The sequence below is a fragment of the Halobacillus sp. ABD4_316 genome (genome assembly GCF_056161385.1).
In genome coordinates this window covers 308,303-324,531 of sequence record NZ_JBSWZA010000003.1, presented here as the reverse complement: position 1 = coordinate 324,531, position 16,229 = coordinate 308,303, and the positions used below count along the sequence as shown (strand labels likewise).

The window sequence follows — 16,229 nt, the reverse complement described above, 5'->3', positions numbered from 1 at the left end:
CCCGGTGCCGAAATTTTGTTATAATCGACTAATGGATAACTGTTGTTTTGGAGGCCGGAAATGTACAATATAAGCAAGTGGGATCATGTGTTCAAACTGGATCCAAATAAAACGATTTCGGAAAAAGACTTGAAGGACATCTGCACATCCGGTACGGACGCGGTGATGATCGGCGGTACCGATGGGGTAACGTTTGAAAATGTTACCGATCTGCAGGAGCGGGTGGAGGCGTACAACGTCACCTGTGTGTTGGAAGTGTCCGATGTGGAAGCCGTTGCTCCGGATTTTGACGCTTATTTCATTCCGATGGTGCTGAACAGCGAAGATAAAAAGTGGATGCTTGATGTGCAGCATCAAGCAGTCAAAGAATACAGCGATATGATCAACTGGACGGCTATGCTGACGGAAGGCTACTGTGTCCTGAATCCCGAAGCGAAAGTTTTTCAAAAAACGTCCTGTTCTCTGCCGGATCAAGCGGACGTGCTGGCATATGCCCGGATGGCCGAGCATCTTTTCCGCCTCCCGGTTTTTTATATGGAATACAGCGGGACCTATGGTGATCCGGCTCTCGTAAAAGAAGTGGCGGATGTGCTGGAGGGGACGACGCTCGTATACGGCGGCGGTATCCGGACGATGCAGCAGGCAGCAGAAATGGCAGCCCAGGCAGACGTCGTCGTCATTGGGAATGTCATCTATGAAGATATACAAGTGGCGCTTCAAACGGTGGAAGCAGTCAAATCAACAAAGAAGAAGGATGGTGGACGTTCATGACTCAGGCGTTGAATGCTTTGATTCAAGGTTTGAATACAGAACAGCGCAATGCGGTAATCCATACAGAAGGCCCGCTGCTCATTATGGCAGGTGCCGGAAGTGGTAAGACAAGGGTGCTGACCCATCGGATTGCCTACTTACTCAGTGAAAAAGATGTAGCGCCGCGCAACATTCTGGCGATTACGTTTACAAACAAGGCCGCGCGCGAGATGAAAGAGCGTGTAGAATCCCTTGTCGGGAAAGACGGCGAAAAAATATGGATGTCGACGTTCCACTCGATGTGTGTCCGGATCTTACGACGGGACATCGACCGGATCGGCTATGACCGCAACTTCTCGATTCTGGATTCCAGTGACCAGCTTTCTGTCATCAAGCAGGTGCTGAAGGAACTGAACCTGGATCCGAAGAAGTGGGACCCACGGGCGATGCTCGGGGCGATCAGTAATTCGAAAAACGAACTGATGACTGCTGAAGATTATGCCAACCAGGCCGGCAGTACCCATGAGGAACAGGTGGCTGAAGTGTACAAAGGCTATCAGAAAAAGCTGCGTAAAAACCAGTCGCTCGATTTCGACGACCTGATCATGCAGACGCTCCGTTTGTTTGATGAAGTGCCGGAAGTGCTGGAAACGTATCAGCGCCGCTTCCAGTATATCCATGTCGATGAGTACCAGGATACGAACCACGCGCAGTACCAGCTCGTCAAGCATCTGGCGAGCCGGTATCAGAATCTGTGTGTTGTCGGGGATTCCGACCAGTCGATTTATGCGTGGCGCGGAGCGGATATTCAAAACATCCTCAACTTTGAAAGTGACTACCCGAAAGCACGGACCATCCTGCTGGAGCAGAATTACCGTTCCACAGAATTGATTCTCGATGCGGCCAACAACGTGATTGATAAAAACTCCGGCCGCAAGCCGAAGCGCCTCTGGACCGACAATAAAGGCGGCGAAAAGATTCACTATCATCAGGCCGGCACAGAGCGTGAGGAAGCCCTTTTCGTCACCGATAAAATCGGCGACCTCGTAAGACAGGGGAAGTTCCGCTATCAGGATACGGCGATCCTGTACCGGACGAACGCCCAGTCGCGTACGATTGAGGAGACATTCGTCAAAGCGGGCATCCCGTACCAGATGATCGGCGGTACGAAGTTCTACGATCGTAAGGAAATCAAGGATCTTCTTGCCTACCTGCGTCTCATTGCCAACCCGAACGATGATCTGAGCTTCCAGCGTGTGATCAACGAACCGAAGCGCGGGGTCGGAAAAACGAGTATGGATAAGATGATGGCCTATGCGGCCGATCACGATATTTCGCTGTATGAAGCAGCGGCGGAAGTCGATTTCGTCGGGGTCAGCGCCAAAGCAGCCAAGGCGATTATGAGCTTCCGCAAAATGGTCCAGAACTGGAGCGAGCAGCAGGAGTTCCTGTCAGCGACCGATATGGTGCAGCAGGTGATCGATAAAACCGGCTATGAAGAGATGCTCATGAACGAAAAAAGCATCGAAGCCCAGAGCCGTCTGGAAAACATTGAAGAATTCAAATCCGTAACGAAGAACTTTGAAGAAAATGCCGAAGATAAAACCTTGGTGGCGTTCTTGACGGATCTTGCGCTGATTGCGGATATCGATTCCATGAATGAGGACCCTAGTAGTGATGACACGGTCACACTTATGACGCTTCACTCCGCGAAGGGTCTTGAGTTTCCTGTCGTCTTTCTCATCGGGATGGAGGAGAATGTCTTCCCGCACAGCCGTGCATTGATGGATGAGGAAGAGATGGAAGAGGAACGCCGCCTCGCTTATGTAGGGATTACCCGTGCTGAGAAGCAGCTGTTTTTGACCCATGCGAAAATGCGTACGTTGTATGGACGGACGAACATGAACCCGATCAGCCGGTTCATCCATGAAATTCCGGAAGAGCTCGTCGACGGACGCGAGCAGAAGGAAGAGCTGCCGTTTTTCAATAAGAAGCGTGAAACGAGCCCGTTTGGGAGACAGACCCAGGAGCCGCCGAAGCGTTCTGCCAAGAAGCCGAAGAAGACGGAATCGACCGGAGGCGAGAAGATCGGCTGGCAGCCTGGTGATAAAGCGACACACAAAAAATGGGGAACCGGCACCGTCGTCAAAGTGCAGGGTGAGGGAGATGCGCTTGAGCTCGACATCGCGTTCCCGGCACCGACAGGCATTAAGCGGCTGCTTGCCCGTTTTGCTCCGATTACGAAAGCGTAAGGAAGTGAATGAGTATGAACGCAAGTGAAGCGCAGCAGAGGATCGAGGCGCTGCGACAGGAACTCGAGCAGTACAGCTATCAATATCATACGCTCGATGATCCGTCGGTCTCTGACTATGAATATGATAAAAAAATGCAGGAGCTGATCAACCTGGAGGAGGAATTTCCGGAGCTGCAGACACCGGATTCCCCTTCCCAGCGTGTCGGTGGAAAGCCTCTCGATGCTTTTGTGAAGGTGCAGCATGATATTCCGATGCTCAGCCTCGGCAACGCTTTTAACGAGGAAGAGCTCCGTGATTTCGACCGCCGTGTCAAGAACGGCACAGACGAAGAAGTCAGCTACGTGTGCGAACTGAAAATCGACGGTCTCGCCGTCTCATTGAAATATGAGGATGGGGTGTTTGTCCGGGGAGCGACACGGGGAGACGGAACGACAGGCGAAGACATTACGAAAAACCTCCGGACCATCCGCAACATCCCGCTCCGTTTGAAAGAGCCTGCCACCCTTGAGGTGCGCGGGGAAGCGTATATGCCGAAGCGCTCGTTTGTCGGTTTGAACGAAGCGAAGGAAGCGAATGGCGAAGAGCCGTTTGCCAATCCTCGGAACGCCGCAGCTGGATCGCTGCGTCAGCTGGACCCGAAAATCGCCGCCAAACGGAACCTTGATATTTTCCTTTACGGCATCGGTGTCTGGGAGGACGATCCGACAGACGCCCACAGTGAACGGCTGGAGCGGATGAAGAAACTGGGACTGAAAACGAACCCGGAATGGAAAAGGTGTAACAACATCGATGAAGTGATCGACTATGTGAACAGCTGGGTCGAACGGCGCCCGGATCTCGACTATGAAATAGACGGGATCGTCATTAAAGTAGATCGTCTGGATCAACAGGAAACGCTCGGCTTTACGGCTAAAAGTCCACGTTGGGCGACCGCTTACAAATTCCCGGCTGAAGAAGCGGTCACTACGCTTACGGATATCGAGTTAAGCGTCGGCCGGACAGGGGCCGTAACCCCGACCGCCATTCTGGAACCGGTCAAAGTCGCGGGAACGACCGTGCAGCGGGCTTCTCTTCACAATGAAGATTTGATCCGTGAAAAGGACATCCGCATCGGAGATACGGTCGTCATTAAAAAAGCCGGTGACATCATTCCTGAGGTGGTACGTGTACTTACGGATCATCGGACAGGGGACGAAGAGCCGTACTACATGCCGGAAACGTGTCCGGAATGCGGAAGTGAGCTTGTCCGGATTGAAGAAGAAGTCGCACTGCGGTGCATCAACCCGAACTGTCCGGCCCAGCTGCGGGAAGGATTGATCCACTTCGTATCCAGAAATGCCATGGATATCGAAGGGCTCGGTGAAAAAGTCATCGCCCAGCTATTCCAGGAAAACCTGATCCATAACATTGCCGACTTGTACAAGCTGGACCGTGAAGAGCTGCTGCAGCTGGACCGCATGGGGGAAAAGTCGGTCGAAAACCTGCTGCATGCGATAGAAGCCTCCAAGGAAAACTCTCTGGAACGCCTGCTTTTTGGTCTTGGCGTCCGTTACGTCGGCTCCAAGGCCGCCAGTACGCTCGCCCAGCACTTTGAGTATATGGAGGCTCTGAAGGCAGCAGACACGGAAACGCTGGAGGCGGTTCCCGAAATCGGCAGCAAGATGGCGGATTCGATCGCCAGCTATTTTGACAAGCCGCAGGTCATCGAGCTGTTGGACGAACTCCAGTCGCTCGGCTTGAATATGGAATACCTCGGCGCGAAGAAAAGCGACCAGCCGGAAGATTCTCCGTTCAAGGATAAAACGATTGTCCTGACCGGAAAGATGGAACATTTCAGTCGTTCTGAAGCGAAGAAAATCGTTGAAGGACTCGGAGGCAAAGTGACGGGGAGTGTCAGTGCCAAAACCGACCTTCTCATCGCCGGGGAGGATGCCGGTTCGAAATATAAGAAGGCAGCAGATCTCGGCGTTGAAATCTGGGATGAAGAGCAGTTTAGAGAAGCTTTAAACGATTAGGGAGTGGAAAGCATGAGGAAGATGCACGCACTGTTACTTAGTTCGGTGCTTTTCGTGAGCGCGTGTACGCCCGTTTTTGATAATAGAGAAGAAGTCATACAGGAAACGACCGATGAGAACAATAACCAGTCGGCGATTGTTCCCAACTATACGATGTCTGAAGAAGATTACCGGATGATCCTGACCGAAAGCAGTCCGACAGTGTCTTCCGCCCGCGGCGTCACGACGAACCAGATGGGCAACCGGCTGGATATCGATGAATTTGAAAGCGGCCTGCGCCGGCACTCCAAGGAATACTATGACCCCGAGGATTACTTTTTCCAGTCGGGTCAGTATTTGACGGACGATACGCTGATCAGCTGGCTTTCCCGTGAAAGCGAGACAAATGAAGTAGGGCTGAACCCTGAACTCGACGAAGATGAAGCATCGGAAGAAGAGTTCCGTGACAGTCCGAAATACATTTCCAATATCGTTGAACAGGATTACTTAGTGAAGAAGGAAGAAAACGTCGTGGAACTGAAAGGGATCACGATCGGAATCTCCCTGCGTACGGTGTACAATTTCCAGACACCGGACGGAAAGAATTACTCTGAAAACCATTCGACCGAGGAGCTTTTGACTAAAGGGAAGCAGTACGCCGGGGAAATCCTGGAACGTATCCGCGAAGATGAGGAACTGAAGGACGTGCCTGTCGTATTTGCTTTGTATGAAGAAGAAGAGGCGAGCTCCAAAGTACCGGGCAGCTTCCTGAGCAAGGCGTATGTGAAAGGTTCATCCGCGTCCATCGGTGGCTGGGACACCATTGATGAGAAGCATGTCCTTTTCCCATCCAGTGAAGCGGAAACCGATCACTTCGATGATTCCCAGGTATTTTCGGACTTCAGAAAAGAAGTGTCCGACTATTTCCCGAACTTTGTCGGTATGATCGGCAACGGTTTTTACGTGAACAACGACCTGCGGGAGGTTACGATTGAAATTCCGATCGAATTCCAGTCGCAGTCCGAGGTTGTCGGGTTTACCCAGTATGTGTACAGTCTTGTTGTTGAAATGTTCCCGGACCATTATGGTGTTCAGGTGAACATTCACAGCATGGACGACCCGGAAAGCCTGATCGTTAAAAACGCAGGGGAAGAAGAACCCTTTGTACATGTCTATAAATAAAAGAAAGCCGTACTCTGATTTTCAGGGTACGGCTTTTTTTACCTGTGAAGTGATGACGGCCACGTTCCGCTTATCGAATGCTTGGCGCGGGCGTCACCACCGATAAGCTCCTTGTGTCCCAGCCGCATGGAGATGTGAGATCCTGAAAACGTTTGTGCACGGAAAGAGAATGGTCTGCGATTCTGGAAAAATACCAGGGTTTTCAACAAACTGAAACCGTACCCTGTAAATGGAGGTATGTTTTTTTTAATGACCTTGGTCGTTTTTTTCTGGTTCTTTAGTCATTTTTCCTTGAGGGATGAACCCGCTTACACACCTAAGGAAAAGGATTTCATCTTTGTTGTGAAGCGTGCGGAGGGTCTAAAGCACTCCCTCCGGTTAATAGTTGAAAGAAAGCTTCTCTCCCTATAAGATAATCTCGGATATTTAAAGAGAGAGGTTTAAAGTTTATGTCTACACGCCAACGAATTACAGCTTTGACAGGAGTGGTCGTACTCATCCTGTTCCTGATCATTTACATGCTGACGGTGTCGCCTGCCGAGCAGATCAATGAAAAGGAGGAAGCGGCTGAACGGGAGGAGATTTCCTATGACCAGTCGCTCCGTCCTCAATATCATTTTACTCCAGCGGAAAACTGGATGAACGATCCTAACGGAATGGTGTATTACGAAGGCGAATACCATTTGTTCTATCAATACAATCCGGATGGGGATCAGTTCGGAAATATGAGCTGGGGGCATGCAGTCAGTGAGGATCTCGTACACTGGGAGGAACAGGATGTTGCGCTGACACCTGATGAGCATGGCATGATTTTCTCAGGGAGTATCATTGCCGATGAAGAAAATAAAAGTGGACTCTTCCCAGATGAAGAAGGTGGTCTTGTTGCCTTTTATACGAGTGCCGGTGATGTTCAGGATCAACGGATCGCTTATAGCACCGACAAAGGAAGGACGTGGGAGAAATACGATGGGAACCCTGTCGTACCGAACCCCGGGATTGAGGACTTCCGCGATCCTAAGGTCATCTGGCATGACGAGTCTGAAACATACATCATGCTGCTGGCTGCAGGAAAAAAGGTGATGTTCTATGGATCAGAGAATCTGGTGGATTGGGAATACTTAAGTGAGTTCGGTCATACAGGAGCCCAGGGAGGTATCTGGGAAACGCCGGAATTGTTTGAACTCCCAGTAGATGGAGAGGAGGGAGATACACTCTGGGTGCTGCAGGTGGATATGAACCCGGGCAGTATCGCCGGCGGTTCAGGCGGCCAGTATTTTCTCGGAGATTTTGACGGTGCTGAATTTACAAGACAGGAGAAGTCCAATGACATCAACTGGGTGGATTATGGGACGGACTTTTATGCAGCCCAGGCCTTTAACAACATGAAGGACCGTGTCATATGGATGGCCTGGATGAGTAACTGGACGTATGCCTCCAGCCTTCCAACCGATCCGTGGCGCGGAGCGATGTCGCTTCCAAGGGAAGTCACGCTTCAAAAAGACAAAAACGGGGAAGTACAGCTGATTCAGCAGCCGGCCGATGAACTGAAAGACCATCGCGGAGATCTCATATATGAAGCCGCTGGTATCGAGCTGGAGGGTTCAGAGACGATTGATGGTTTTGAAGAAGAAACCTATGAGATTACAGCGGAAATGGAACCTGGCTCCTCTGGGGAATTCGGATTCCGTGTTCGATATTCCTCCGATATGCAGGAAGAAACCATTGTTGGATATGATACGAAAAACGACGTCGTATTCACCGATCGTCTGAACTCAGGAAAAACCGATTTCCACGAATCGTTTGCTGGTGTCTACCGGGCACCTTCCCGATTAGAGGATGGCACCGTTAAGCTGCACATCTTCGTAGACCGGTCCTCTGTGGAGGTGTTTGCGAATGGTGGACAGCAGGTCTTAACGACGCGGATTTTCCCATTCCCTGAAAGCAGTGGACTTGAAATCTACAGCAAAGAAGGGGATGTGAATATCAAATCGCTCCAAATTTACGATCGACCTTCAGCGTGGTAACCGGTGGCGTGCGGCTTATCAATGCTTCCCTGCCCAACCGGTCCTGGTGAACGGTACAGGGAAAGCATGACCTGACAACAAAGAAAAAAGCTTGTAGAGAAACTCCTGTTTCTTTACAAGCTTTTTTCTTTTTTTCCGCCAGGAGCGAAAGCCCCTTCCCTTTCCGCGGACGAGCGCCCGAGCTTCCTCGCAACACCCACGCTCGGTGATCTCGGCCCACTCGTTCTTCCGCAGGAGTGGAAGGGTCACCGCTCCTTGTTAGTTCTTTAAAATCGAAAAAGACTCCCCTTCACCCAGCTCACCCTTGTTTGATGGCGGGCAGTCTTTTTCATATTCCGGCAGGCAGCTGTCATCAGCGCCTGTTCTTTCCCTTTTTCTTTTCCATGCAGGCGGCAACAGCGCCGCTCATGCCGTTCTTTTGAATCTGCGAACCTGCATAGGGCACATGTTCTCTTCTATATATGCTAACGTCGGCACGAGGAGCGTTCGGTGGTGATGCCTGCGGGAACAGCACGGGCCGAAGATCCACTTGGGCAGGCGATCTTCCTGACCAAGTTAGCTGAGGCCGTGCCCGCGGCATTCATCCACCGATAAGCGGAAAGTGACCCTGCAAATGGACCACTCTAACTGGTTAACACAGGCTTTTTCTACAGCCCAACAGTCTTGATAAAGGCTGTTTTTTTATGCTGTATAACGGAAGGAATTTAGAAAGATTTAAGAGGGAACGGAAGCAGGAAGTACGATGCTCTGGGAATTTGAAAATGTTTCACCGGCCCGGGCTTTAGAGGGGAATAGAACGGGATATTCCGTTTGAATAAGGAACACGGGTGCGGTAGAATAATTGTGGAAACATTAATTATTGTAATTTTCTTAAAATTACAAGGCGTATACCCAACTACTTTCAAGGAGGCGTTTTTTTATGGTGGTCCCTTACAAACATGAACCATTCACAGATTTCGCGCTGGAAGAAAATCGAAAAGCCATGCAGGCTGCATTGAAGCAGGTGGAGGCAGACCTTGGAAAAGAGTATCCGTTAATCATCGGCGGGGAGCGGATCATGACTGACGAGAAGATCGAAGTCGTCAATCCGGCCAATAAAAAAGAAGTGATCGGCCGAGTGTCGAAAGCGAATCAGGACCTGGCTGAAAAAGCCCATCAGGTGGCTGATGAGACATTTGACTGGTGGCGGAAGACGAAGGCGTCGTACCGCGCGGATATTCTTTTCCGGGCTGCGGCCATCATTCGCCGCCGAAAGCACGAATTCACCGCCCATCTCGTCAAGGAAGCCGGTAAGCCGTGGAAGGAAGCCGATGCAGATACAGCCGAGGCGATTGATTTCCTGGAGTATTATGGGCGTCAAATGCTTGAAATAGATAAAGGAGTCGACGTGAACTCACGTCCGATTGAAAACAACCGGTTCCACTACATACCACTCGGCGTCGGTGTCGTCATTTCACCTTGGAACTTCCTGTTTGCCATCATGTGCGGGACAACAGTCGCCGCCATGGTGTCCGGTAACACCGTCCTATTGAAACCGGCCAGTGCCACCCCGATCATCGCCTATAAAATGATGGAGGTGCTTGAGGAAGCCGGTCTTCCTGCAGGCGTCATCAATTACATTCCAGGAAGCGGGAAGGAAGTCGGGGATTACCTTGTCGATCATCCACGCACACGCTTTATCAGCTTCACAGGCTCTCGTGAAGTCGGTACCCGCTTGTTCGAGCGGGCAGCGAAAGTCCATGAGGGACAGAAATGGCTGAAGCGGACGATCATTGAGATGGGCGGAAAGGATACCATTATCGTAGATGAAGATGCCGATCTTGAAATGGCTGCGGATGCGATCACGTATTCTGCTTTCGGTTTCTCCGGTCAGAAATGCTCGGCCTGTTCCCGTGTCGTTGCACATGAGGCCATTTACGACGACCTTCTCGACCGTGTCGTCCAGAAGACGAAGAAGGGCGTGAGTTATGGAGATCCATCTGATAACAGCCATTATATGGGGCCGGTCATCGACCAGGGAGCGTACGACAAGATTTTAAGCTATATCAACATTGGGAAAGAAGAAGGGAGTTTAATGTGCGGCGGAAAAGGGAATGACGGTACAGGTTGGTTTGTCGCGCCGACGGTTTTTGCCGATCTTGCTCCGGATGCACGAGTCATGCAGGAGGAAATCTTCGGTCCTGTCGTCGGTTTTACGAAGGCCAAGGACTTTGAGGAAGCTGTTCAATTCGCGAACAATACAGACTACGGCCTGACGGGGGCGGTCATTACGAACAACCGTGACCACATTGAAAAAGCACGGGAAGATTTCCATGTTGGGAACCTGTATTTCAACCGCGGGTGCACAGCAGCTATTGTAGGGTATCATCCGTTTGGCGGATTCAATATGTCCGGAACCGACTCCAAAGCAGGAGGACCGGACTACCTGCTGCAGCACATGCAGGGCAAAACATCGTCTGAGATGCTGTAAAGCAAAGGGCGCACCCTTCTTTTATCCAACATAAGAGGAGGGGTTTTTTTATAAGGCAGAAGTACATACTAAAGAGGCAGAGAAAAGGGGATAATTCCCTATTTTAACCAAAGTGATGAAATTTTTTTGAAGAAATTTTGTGAATGAATATCATTAAAACATCGTATATACGCATTATTATGCATGATTAACGGATATTTATTTAAATAGGTAAAAATATGTAAATTTTTGCAATGTTCAGTCAAAAGTTATATGATATAGTTGTATCCGTGTTTGGTTTCCCTGAGTCTTTGTGACTCAAGAACCATAAGTCGGTACAAATGCATAACATTGTATATCATAAGTCTTGAAGGAGGTGAACCACTTGTTTGAGCTCGCGACTGCAGCATCAGCATCCATCGCCGGGGCGACCTGGTTCTGGTTGTTCGTCCCAATGCCAATACTAATTATTCTATCACTTATTTCCCTATTTACTGAGAGGAGCGAATAACAAACCATGAGTACTGCAACGTTAATAACGTTTATCATTTATTTAATCGGTATGCTGGGTATCGGATTTGCCGCATATCGTCTAACATCTGATTTATCCGATTATGTTTTAGGCGGTCGTCGTTTAGGACCAGGAGTAGCCGCACTATCCGCCGGTGCCTCTGATATGAGTGGCTGGCTGCTGTTAGGCCTGCCGGGTGCGATTTATGCTTCCGGATTGTCTGAAGCGTGGATCGGTGTCGGTCTTGCGATCGGTGCCTACTTAAACTGGCAGTTTGTCGCGCGTCGTCTTCGTGTATTTACAGAGGTTGCGAATGACTCGATTACAGTTCCTGACTATCTTGAGAACCGCTTCCGTGACAACTCCCACGTTCTGCGTGTTATATCTGCATTTGTCATTCTATTATTTTTCACCTTCTATACTTCCTCCGGTATGGTCGCCGGTGCGAAGCTGTTTGAAGCTTCATTTGCCTTAAGCTATACACAGGCTTTATGGCTCGGCGCGATCGTAACTATTTCTTATACGTTCCTTGGAGGCTTCCTTGCTGTAAGCTGGACAGACTTCGTCCAGGGAATTCTGATGTTCCTTGCTCTTATCGCTGTGCCGATTGTGGCTGTATCTGAGCTTGGTGGATGGAGCGCAGCGACAGACGCTGTTGCCCAGATTGATCCATCCCACTTGAACATGGTACAGGGTGTCGGTGCTCTGGCTATCATTTCCTCCCTTGCCTGGGGACTTGGTTACTTCGGTCAGCCGCACATTCTTGTTCGTTTTATGGCGCTTCGTTCACCTAAGGATGTACCGAAAGCCCGTCTGATTGGTATCGGCTGGATGGTTCTCGGCCTGTACGGTGCCATTTTCACCGGTTTATTCGGACTTGCCTACATCAACACAGCTGATGTAGCGGACTTGTCCACGTTTAATGCTGAAGTCATTACAGAAGGCGGCATCCAGATGCTTGCCGACTCTGAGAAGATCTTCATCACGTTCTCTCAGATCCTGTTCCACCCGATCATTGCGGGTATCCTGTTGGCAGCCATCTTGTCTGCGATCATGAGTACGATTGACTCCCAGCTTCTTGTATCTTCTTCTGCACTGGCAGAGGACTTCTACAAGGCGTTGTTCCGTAAAAACGCTACAGAAAAAGAATTGGTATGGGTCGGACGTGTTGCCGTAGCCGGTATTGCTCTCATTGCCGTGCTTCTTGCCGGTAACCCGGACAGCACCGTTCTTGGACTTGTATCCTATGCATGGGCTGGTTTCGGTGCCGCTTTCGGTCCGATCATCATCCTGTCCTTGTTCTGGAAAGGCATCACCCGTAACGGGGCGCTCGCCGGTATTATCGTCGGTGCCGTCACTGTTGTCATCTGGGGTGACTTCCTGAGCGGCGGTATCTTCGATCTTTATGAAATCGTACCAGGATTCCTGTTGAGCACCCTTGCTACGGTGATTGTCAGTCTGATGGGTACACCGCCGAAAGAAATCATTGAAGAATTCAATGAAGCAGCTAGACGCTGAGTTTCTAGTATCATCCCCGGTCGCTGGACCGGGGATTTTTTATGTTTGAGCAGGTTTAAAAAAGAGGGGCTGCCTTCCATCCTGGTGTTCAATTTTCTGTCAGAAACGGTGGTCAATTTCCATCCGTACGGAAAAAGACAGGGGGCGGTGGATATGTTAAGATAGAAAAGGTGTGTTACGTACGTTGAAAATGGATTCTTAAATTTGGTATGATCATATATTATGTGAGATCGAAATGGAGGTCGCATTATGTCCAGAATCAGTAAAGATGAAGTGAAGCACGTCGCGAATCTTGCGCGTCTTGCGATCACGGATGAAGAAGCAGCAACATTCACAAAACAGCTGGATGACATTATTACCTATGCTGAACAGCTGAATGAGCTCGATACAACAGGCGTTGAGCCGACAACCCACGTCCTTGACCTTAAAAACGTCATGCGTAAGGACGAGCCGAAGAAGTGGATCACCCAGGATGATGCACTGAAAAATGCACCAGACAAACAGGACGGACAATTCAAAGTCCCATCCATTTTGGAATAAGGAGGTTCAACGATGTCTTTATTTGAGTACACGTTAAAAGAGCTTCAGGAGAAGCTACATAATAAAGAAATCTCAGTGACGGACCTTGTAGAGGAATCCTACAAGCGCATTGACGAAGTGGATGAAGAGATCCAGGCTTTCATCACACTGAATAAAGAAGCCGCCATGACGAAAGCAGCAGAACTGGATGCTGAGCGCGGAACGGCAGCGGAGAAGCTGTTCGGTCTGCCCATCGGCGTGAAGGACAACATCGTAACGAAAGGGCTTCGTACGACAGCCGGAAGCCAGATTTTGTCCAACCTGAACGATCCATTGTATGACGCAACCGTTGTCAACAAGCTGAACGACGCGAAGTCCGTCACGATTGGTAAATTGAATATGGACGAGTTCGCAATGGGTTCTTCCAACGAGAACTCCAGCTATGCTGCTGTGCGTAACCCGTGGAACACGGATTATGTCCCAGGTGGCTCCAGTGGTGGTTCTGCGGCGGCTGTTGCTGCAGGCGAAGTCCCTTATTCTCTTGGTTCCGATACCGGTGGTTCCATCCGTCAGCCGGCCGCTTACTGTGGTGTGGTCGGATTGAAGCCGACATACGGCCGTGTCTCCCGTTTCGGATTGATTGCTTTCGCATCCTCTCTTGATCAGATCGGACCAATCACACGCAATGTCGAAGATAACGCGTTCCTTCTGGAAACGATTGCCGGTCATGACAAAATGGATTCGACATCTGCCAATGTAGAAGTGCCAAACTATACAGAGGCTCTGACAGGTGATGTGAAAGGCTTGAAAATCGCTGTACCGAAGGAATACCTTGCTGAAGGTGTCGCTCCTGAGGTGAAAGAAGCGGTTCAGGCTGCCCTGAAAGAATACGAAAAAATGGGCGCGACATGGGAAGAAGTTTCCCTGCCGCACTCCAAATATGCGCTTTCCACGTACTACCTGCTTTCTTCTTCAGAAGCGTCTGCCAACCTGGCCCGTTTTGACGGTGTCCGCTACGGCAAGCGTGCGGAAGATGCGGAGTCTATGCTGGATATGTTCAAGCGTTCCCGCGCAGAAGGCTTCGGTGACGAAGTGAAACGACGGATCATGCTTGGAACATTCGCGCTGAGCTCCGGTTACTACGATGCGTATTACAAGAAAGCCCAGCAGGTACGTACCCTTATTAAGAACGATTTCGAAAAAGTTTTCGAAGACTACGATGTCATCGTTGGACCGACAACACCGACACCAGCCTTTAAAGTCGGCGACAAAGTGGACGATCCAATGACGATGTATGCCAACGACATCTTGACGATTCCCGTCAACCTTGCCGGTGTTCCGGGGATCTCCATTCCTTGCGGCTTCTCCAGTGAAGGACTGCCGATCGGACTGCAGATCATCGGAAAACACTTTGACGAAGGTACTGTCTACCGTGCCGCTCACGCCTTCGAGCAGGCTACCGATTACCATACCCAACGCCCGTCCCTTGGAGGTGCGCGCTCATGAACTTTGAAACGATCATTGGACTTGAAGTCCACGTAGAACTGAAAACCGAATCCAAAATCTTCAGCCCGTCTCCGAACATGTTCGGAGATGATCCGAATACGAACGTCAACCCGATCGACCTTGGGTATCCGGGCGTTCTTCCTGTGCTGAACGAAGAAGCGGTGAACTTCGCTATGAAAGCGGCCATGGCCCTGAACTGTGACATTGCGGAAGACACGAAGTTCGACCGTAAGAACTATTTCTATCCGGACAACCCGAAAGCTTATCAGATCTCCCAGTTTGATAAGCCGATCGGAGAGAACGGCTACATCGACATCGAAGTCGATGGAAAGAAAAAGCGCATCGGTATTACCCGTCTTCACATGGAAGAAGACGCGGGTAAACTGACGCACAGCGACGACGGCTACTCCCTTGTCGACTACAACCGTCAGGGTACACCGCTTGTTGAGATCGTATCCGAGCCGGATATCCGTTCTCCGAAAGAAGCATACGCCTACCTGGAAGCATTGAAAAACATCATCCAGTACACAGGCGTTTCCGACTGTAAGATGGAAGAAGGTTCTCTGCGTTGTGACGCCAACCTTTCCATCCGTCCGATCGGTCAGGAAGAATTCGGTACGAAAACCGAGCTCAAAAACTTGAACTCCTTCTCCTTCGTTCAAAAAGGGTTGGAATTCGAAGAGAAGCGTCAGGAACAGGAGCTGCTGAAAGGCGGCGAAATCCTTCAGGAAACCCGTCGTTATGACGAGCAGACGAAGGAAACGATCCTGATGCGTGTGAAGGAAGGTTCGGATGACTACCGTTACTTCCCAGAGCCGGACCTTGTCCCGCTTTACATCGATGAGGCGTGGAAAGAGCGCATCCGTGCGGAAATCCCTGAGCTTCCGGATGCCCGTAAGAAGCGTTACATCGAGGAGCTTGAGCTGCCCGCTTATGACGCAATGGTTCTCACCAACAGCAAAGAGCTTTCCGATTTCTTCGAAGAAGCGATTGGTCAGGGTGCTGATGTGAAACAGGCGTCCAACTGGATGATGGGTGAAGTATCCGCCTACATGAACAAGCACTATAAAGAATTGTCCGACCTTGCTTTGACACCTGAATCTCTTGCTAAAATGATTCAGCTGATCGAAGACGGTACGATTTCTTCTAAAATCGCCAAGAAAGTCTTCACAGAGCTTGTGGAAAACGGCGGCGATCCAGAGAAAATCGTTAAGGATAAAGGACTTGTTCAAATTTCCGATGAAGGCCAGCTGACGGAAATCATCGTGAAAATCATGGACAACAACCCGCAGTCCATCGAAGACTACAAAAATGGTAAAGACCGCGCCCTCGGATTCCTCGTCGGCCAGGTAATGAAGGAAACCAAAGGCCAGGCCAACCCGCCGATGGTAAACAAAATCATTCTGGCAGAAATGGATAAGCGCTGAAACGAAGCCTGGACTGAATCATAGAGGGACGAAGCACGCACTCCCGGGTGCGTGCTTTCGTATGGTTTAGGACGAACGGTCATATACTATATAA

General features: G+C 50.1%; 10 protein-coding genes and 1 pseudogene. 10 read left to right on the top strand and 1 reads right to left on the bottom strand.

Annotation, left to right across the window (positions count from 1 at the left end; translation table 11 throughout):
- The first annotated feature begins 60 nt into the window (after positions 1-60).
- From pcrB to ACXAJH_RS14090, 5 genes are all read left to right on the top strand, one after another.
- Complete coding sequence (gene pcrB, locus ACXAJH_RS14110) at positions 61-771, top strand: heptaprenylglyceryl phosphate synthase (protein ID WP_474967404.1); 711 nt, start codon at positions 61-63, stop codon at positions 769-771.
- Positions 768-3,002: a DNA helicase PcrA gene (pcrA, locus tag ACXAJH_RS14105; protein ID WP_474967405.1), complete on the top strand. Its 2,235-nt coding sequence runs from the start codon at positions 768-770 to the stop codon at positions 3,000-3,002. Before pcrB ends, pcrA begins: the two co-directional genes overlap by 4 nt.
- Positions 3,003-3,016: 14 nt before the next feature.
- The gene (gene ligA / locus ACXAJH_RS14100; protein ID WP_474994308.1) at positions 3,017-5,020 is read left to right on the top strand and encodes an NAD-dependent DNA ligase LigA; all 2,004 of its coding nucleotides are present in this window, start codon (positions 3,017-3,019) and stop codon (positions 5,018-5,020) included.
- 12 nt (positions 5,021-5,032) lie between these two features.
- Entirely contained in the window at positions 5,033-6,181 is a 1,149-nt protein-coding gene (locus tag ACXAJH_RS14095; protein ID WP_474967407.1) for a CamS family sex pheromone protein, read from the top strand.
- A gap of 449 nt (positions 6,182-6,630) precedes the next feature.
- Positions 6,631-8,205 carry a glycoside hydrolase family 32 protein gene (locus tag ACXAJH_RS14090; protein ID WP_474967408.1) on the top strand — a complete coding sequence of 525 codons (1,575 nt, stop codon included), beginning with the start codon at positions 6,631-6,633 and terminating at the stop codon, positions 8,203-8,205.
- A 266-nt stretch (positions 8,206-8,471) separates the two neighbouring features.
- Here ACXAJH_RS14090 and ACXAJH_RS14085 read toward each other — a convergent pair.
- Positions 8,472-8,636: pseudogene (locus tag ACXAJH_RS14085) on the bottom strand (IS5/IS1182 family transposase); the annotation flags it as partial.
- A 488-nt stretch (positions 8,637-9,124) separates the two neighbouring features.
- Between ACXAJH_RS14085 and pruA the strand changes: the two are divergent.
- The 5 genes from pruA to gatB all read left to right on the top strand — a co-directional run bounded on the left by pruA (position 9,125) and on the right by gatB (position 16,135).
- A complete protein-coding gene (gene pruA / locus ACXAJH_RS14080) occupies positions 9,125-10,675 on the top strand; it encodes an L-glutamate gamma-semialdehyde dehydrogenase (RefSeq protein WP_474994306.1) in 1,551 nt (516 codons plus the stop codon).
- A gap of 496 nt (positions 10,676-11,171) precedes the next feature.
- Positions 11,172-12,683 carry a sodium/proline symporter PutP gene (putP, locus tag ACXAJH_RS14075; protein WP_474967410.1) on the top strand — a complete coding sequence of 504 codons (1,512 nt, stop codon included), beginning with the start codon at positions 11,172-11,174 and terminating at the stop codon, positions 12,681-12,683.
- Positions 12,684-12,932: 249 nt separating this feature from the next.
- Positions 12,933-13,223 carry an Asp-tRNA(Asn)/Glu-tRNA(Gln) amidotransferase subunit GatC gene (gene gatC, locus ACXAJH_RS14070; RefSeq protein ID WP_160839217.1) on the top strand — a complete coding sequence of 97 codons (291 nt, stop codon included), beginning with the start codon at positions 12,933-12,935 and terminating at the stop codon, positions 13,221-13,223.
- 12 nt (positions 13,224-13,235) lie between these two features.
- Entirely contained in the window at positions 13,236-14,708 is a 1,473-nt protein-coding gene (gatA, locus tag ACXAJH_RS14065; RefSeq protein WP_474967411.1) for an Asp-tRNA(Asn)/Glu-tRNA(Gln) amidotransferase subunit GatA, read from the top strand.
- Positions 14,705-16,135, top strand: a complete 1,431-nt coding sequence (gene gatB, locus ACXAJH_RS14060) for an Asp-tRNA(Asn)/Glu-tRNA(Gln) amidotransferase subunit GatB (RefSeq protein ID WP_027955740.1) — start codon at positions 14,705-14,707, stop codon at positions 16,133-16,135. The genes gatA and gatB overlap by 4 nt, the downstream gene beginning before the upstream one ends.
- The last annotated feature ends 94 nt before the right edge of the window (positions 16,136-16,229 follow it).

Excerpts from the sequence above, each read along its gene's own strand:
- pcrB (WP_474967404.1), top strand. The coding sequence starts at position 61 with ATGTACAATATAAGCAAGTGGGATCATGTGTTCAAACTGGATCCAAAT.
- pcrA (WP_474967405.1), top strand. The coding sequence starts at position 768 with ATGACTCAGGCGTTGAATGCTTTGATTCAAGGTTTGAATACAGAACAG.
- ligA (WP_474994308.1), top strand. The coding sequence starts at position 3,017 with ATGAACGCAAGTGAAGCGCAGCAGAGGATCGAGGCGCTGCGACAGGAA.
- ACXAJH_RS14095 (WP_474967407.1), top strand. The coding sequence starts at position 5,033 with ATGAGGAAGATGCACGCACTGTTACTTAGTTCGGTGCTTTTCGTGAGC.
- ACXAJH_RS14090 (WP_474967408.1), top strand. The coding sequence starts at position 6,631 with ATGTCTACACGCCAACGAATTACAGCTTTGACAGGAGTGGTCGTACTC.
- pruA (WP_474994306.1), top strand. The coding sequence starts at position 9,125 with ATGGTGGTCCCTTACAAACATGAACCATTCACAGATTTCGCGCTGGAA.
- putP (WP_474967410.1), top strand. The coding sequence starts at position 11,172 with ATGAGTACTGCAACGTTAATAACGTTTATCATTTATTTAATCGGTATG.
- gatC (WP_160839217.1), top strand. The coding sequence starts at position 12,933 with ATGTCCAGAATCAGTAAAGATGAAGTGAAGCACGTCGCGAATCTTGCG.
- gatA (WP_474967411.1), top strand. The coding sequence starts at position 13,236 with ATGTCTTTATTTGAGTACACGTTAAAAGAGCTTCAGGAGAAGCTACAT.
- gatB (WP_027955740.1), top strand. The coding sequence starts at position 14,705 with ATGAACTTTGAAACGATCATTGGACTTGAAGTCCACGTAGAACTGAAA.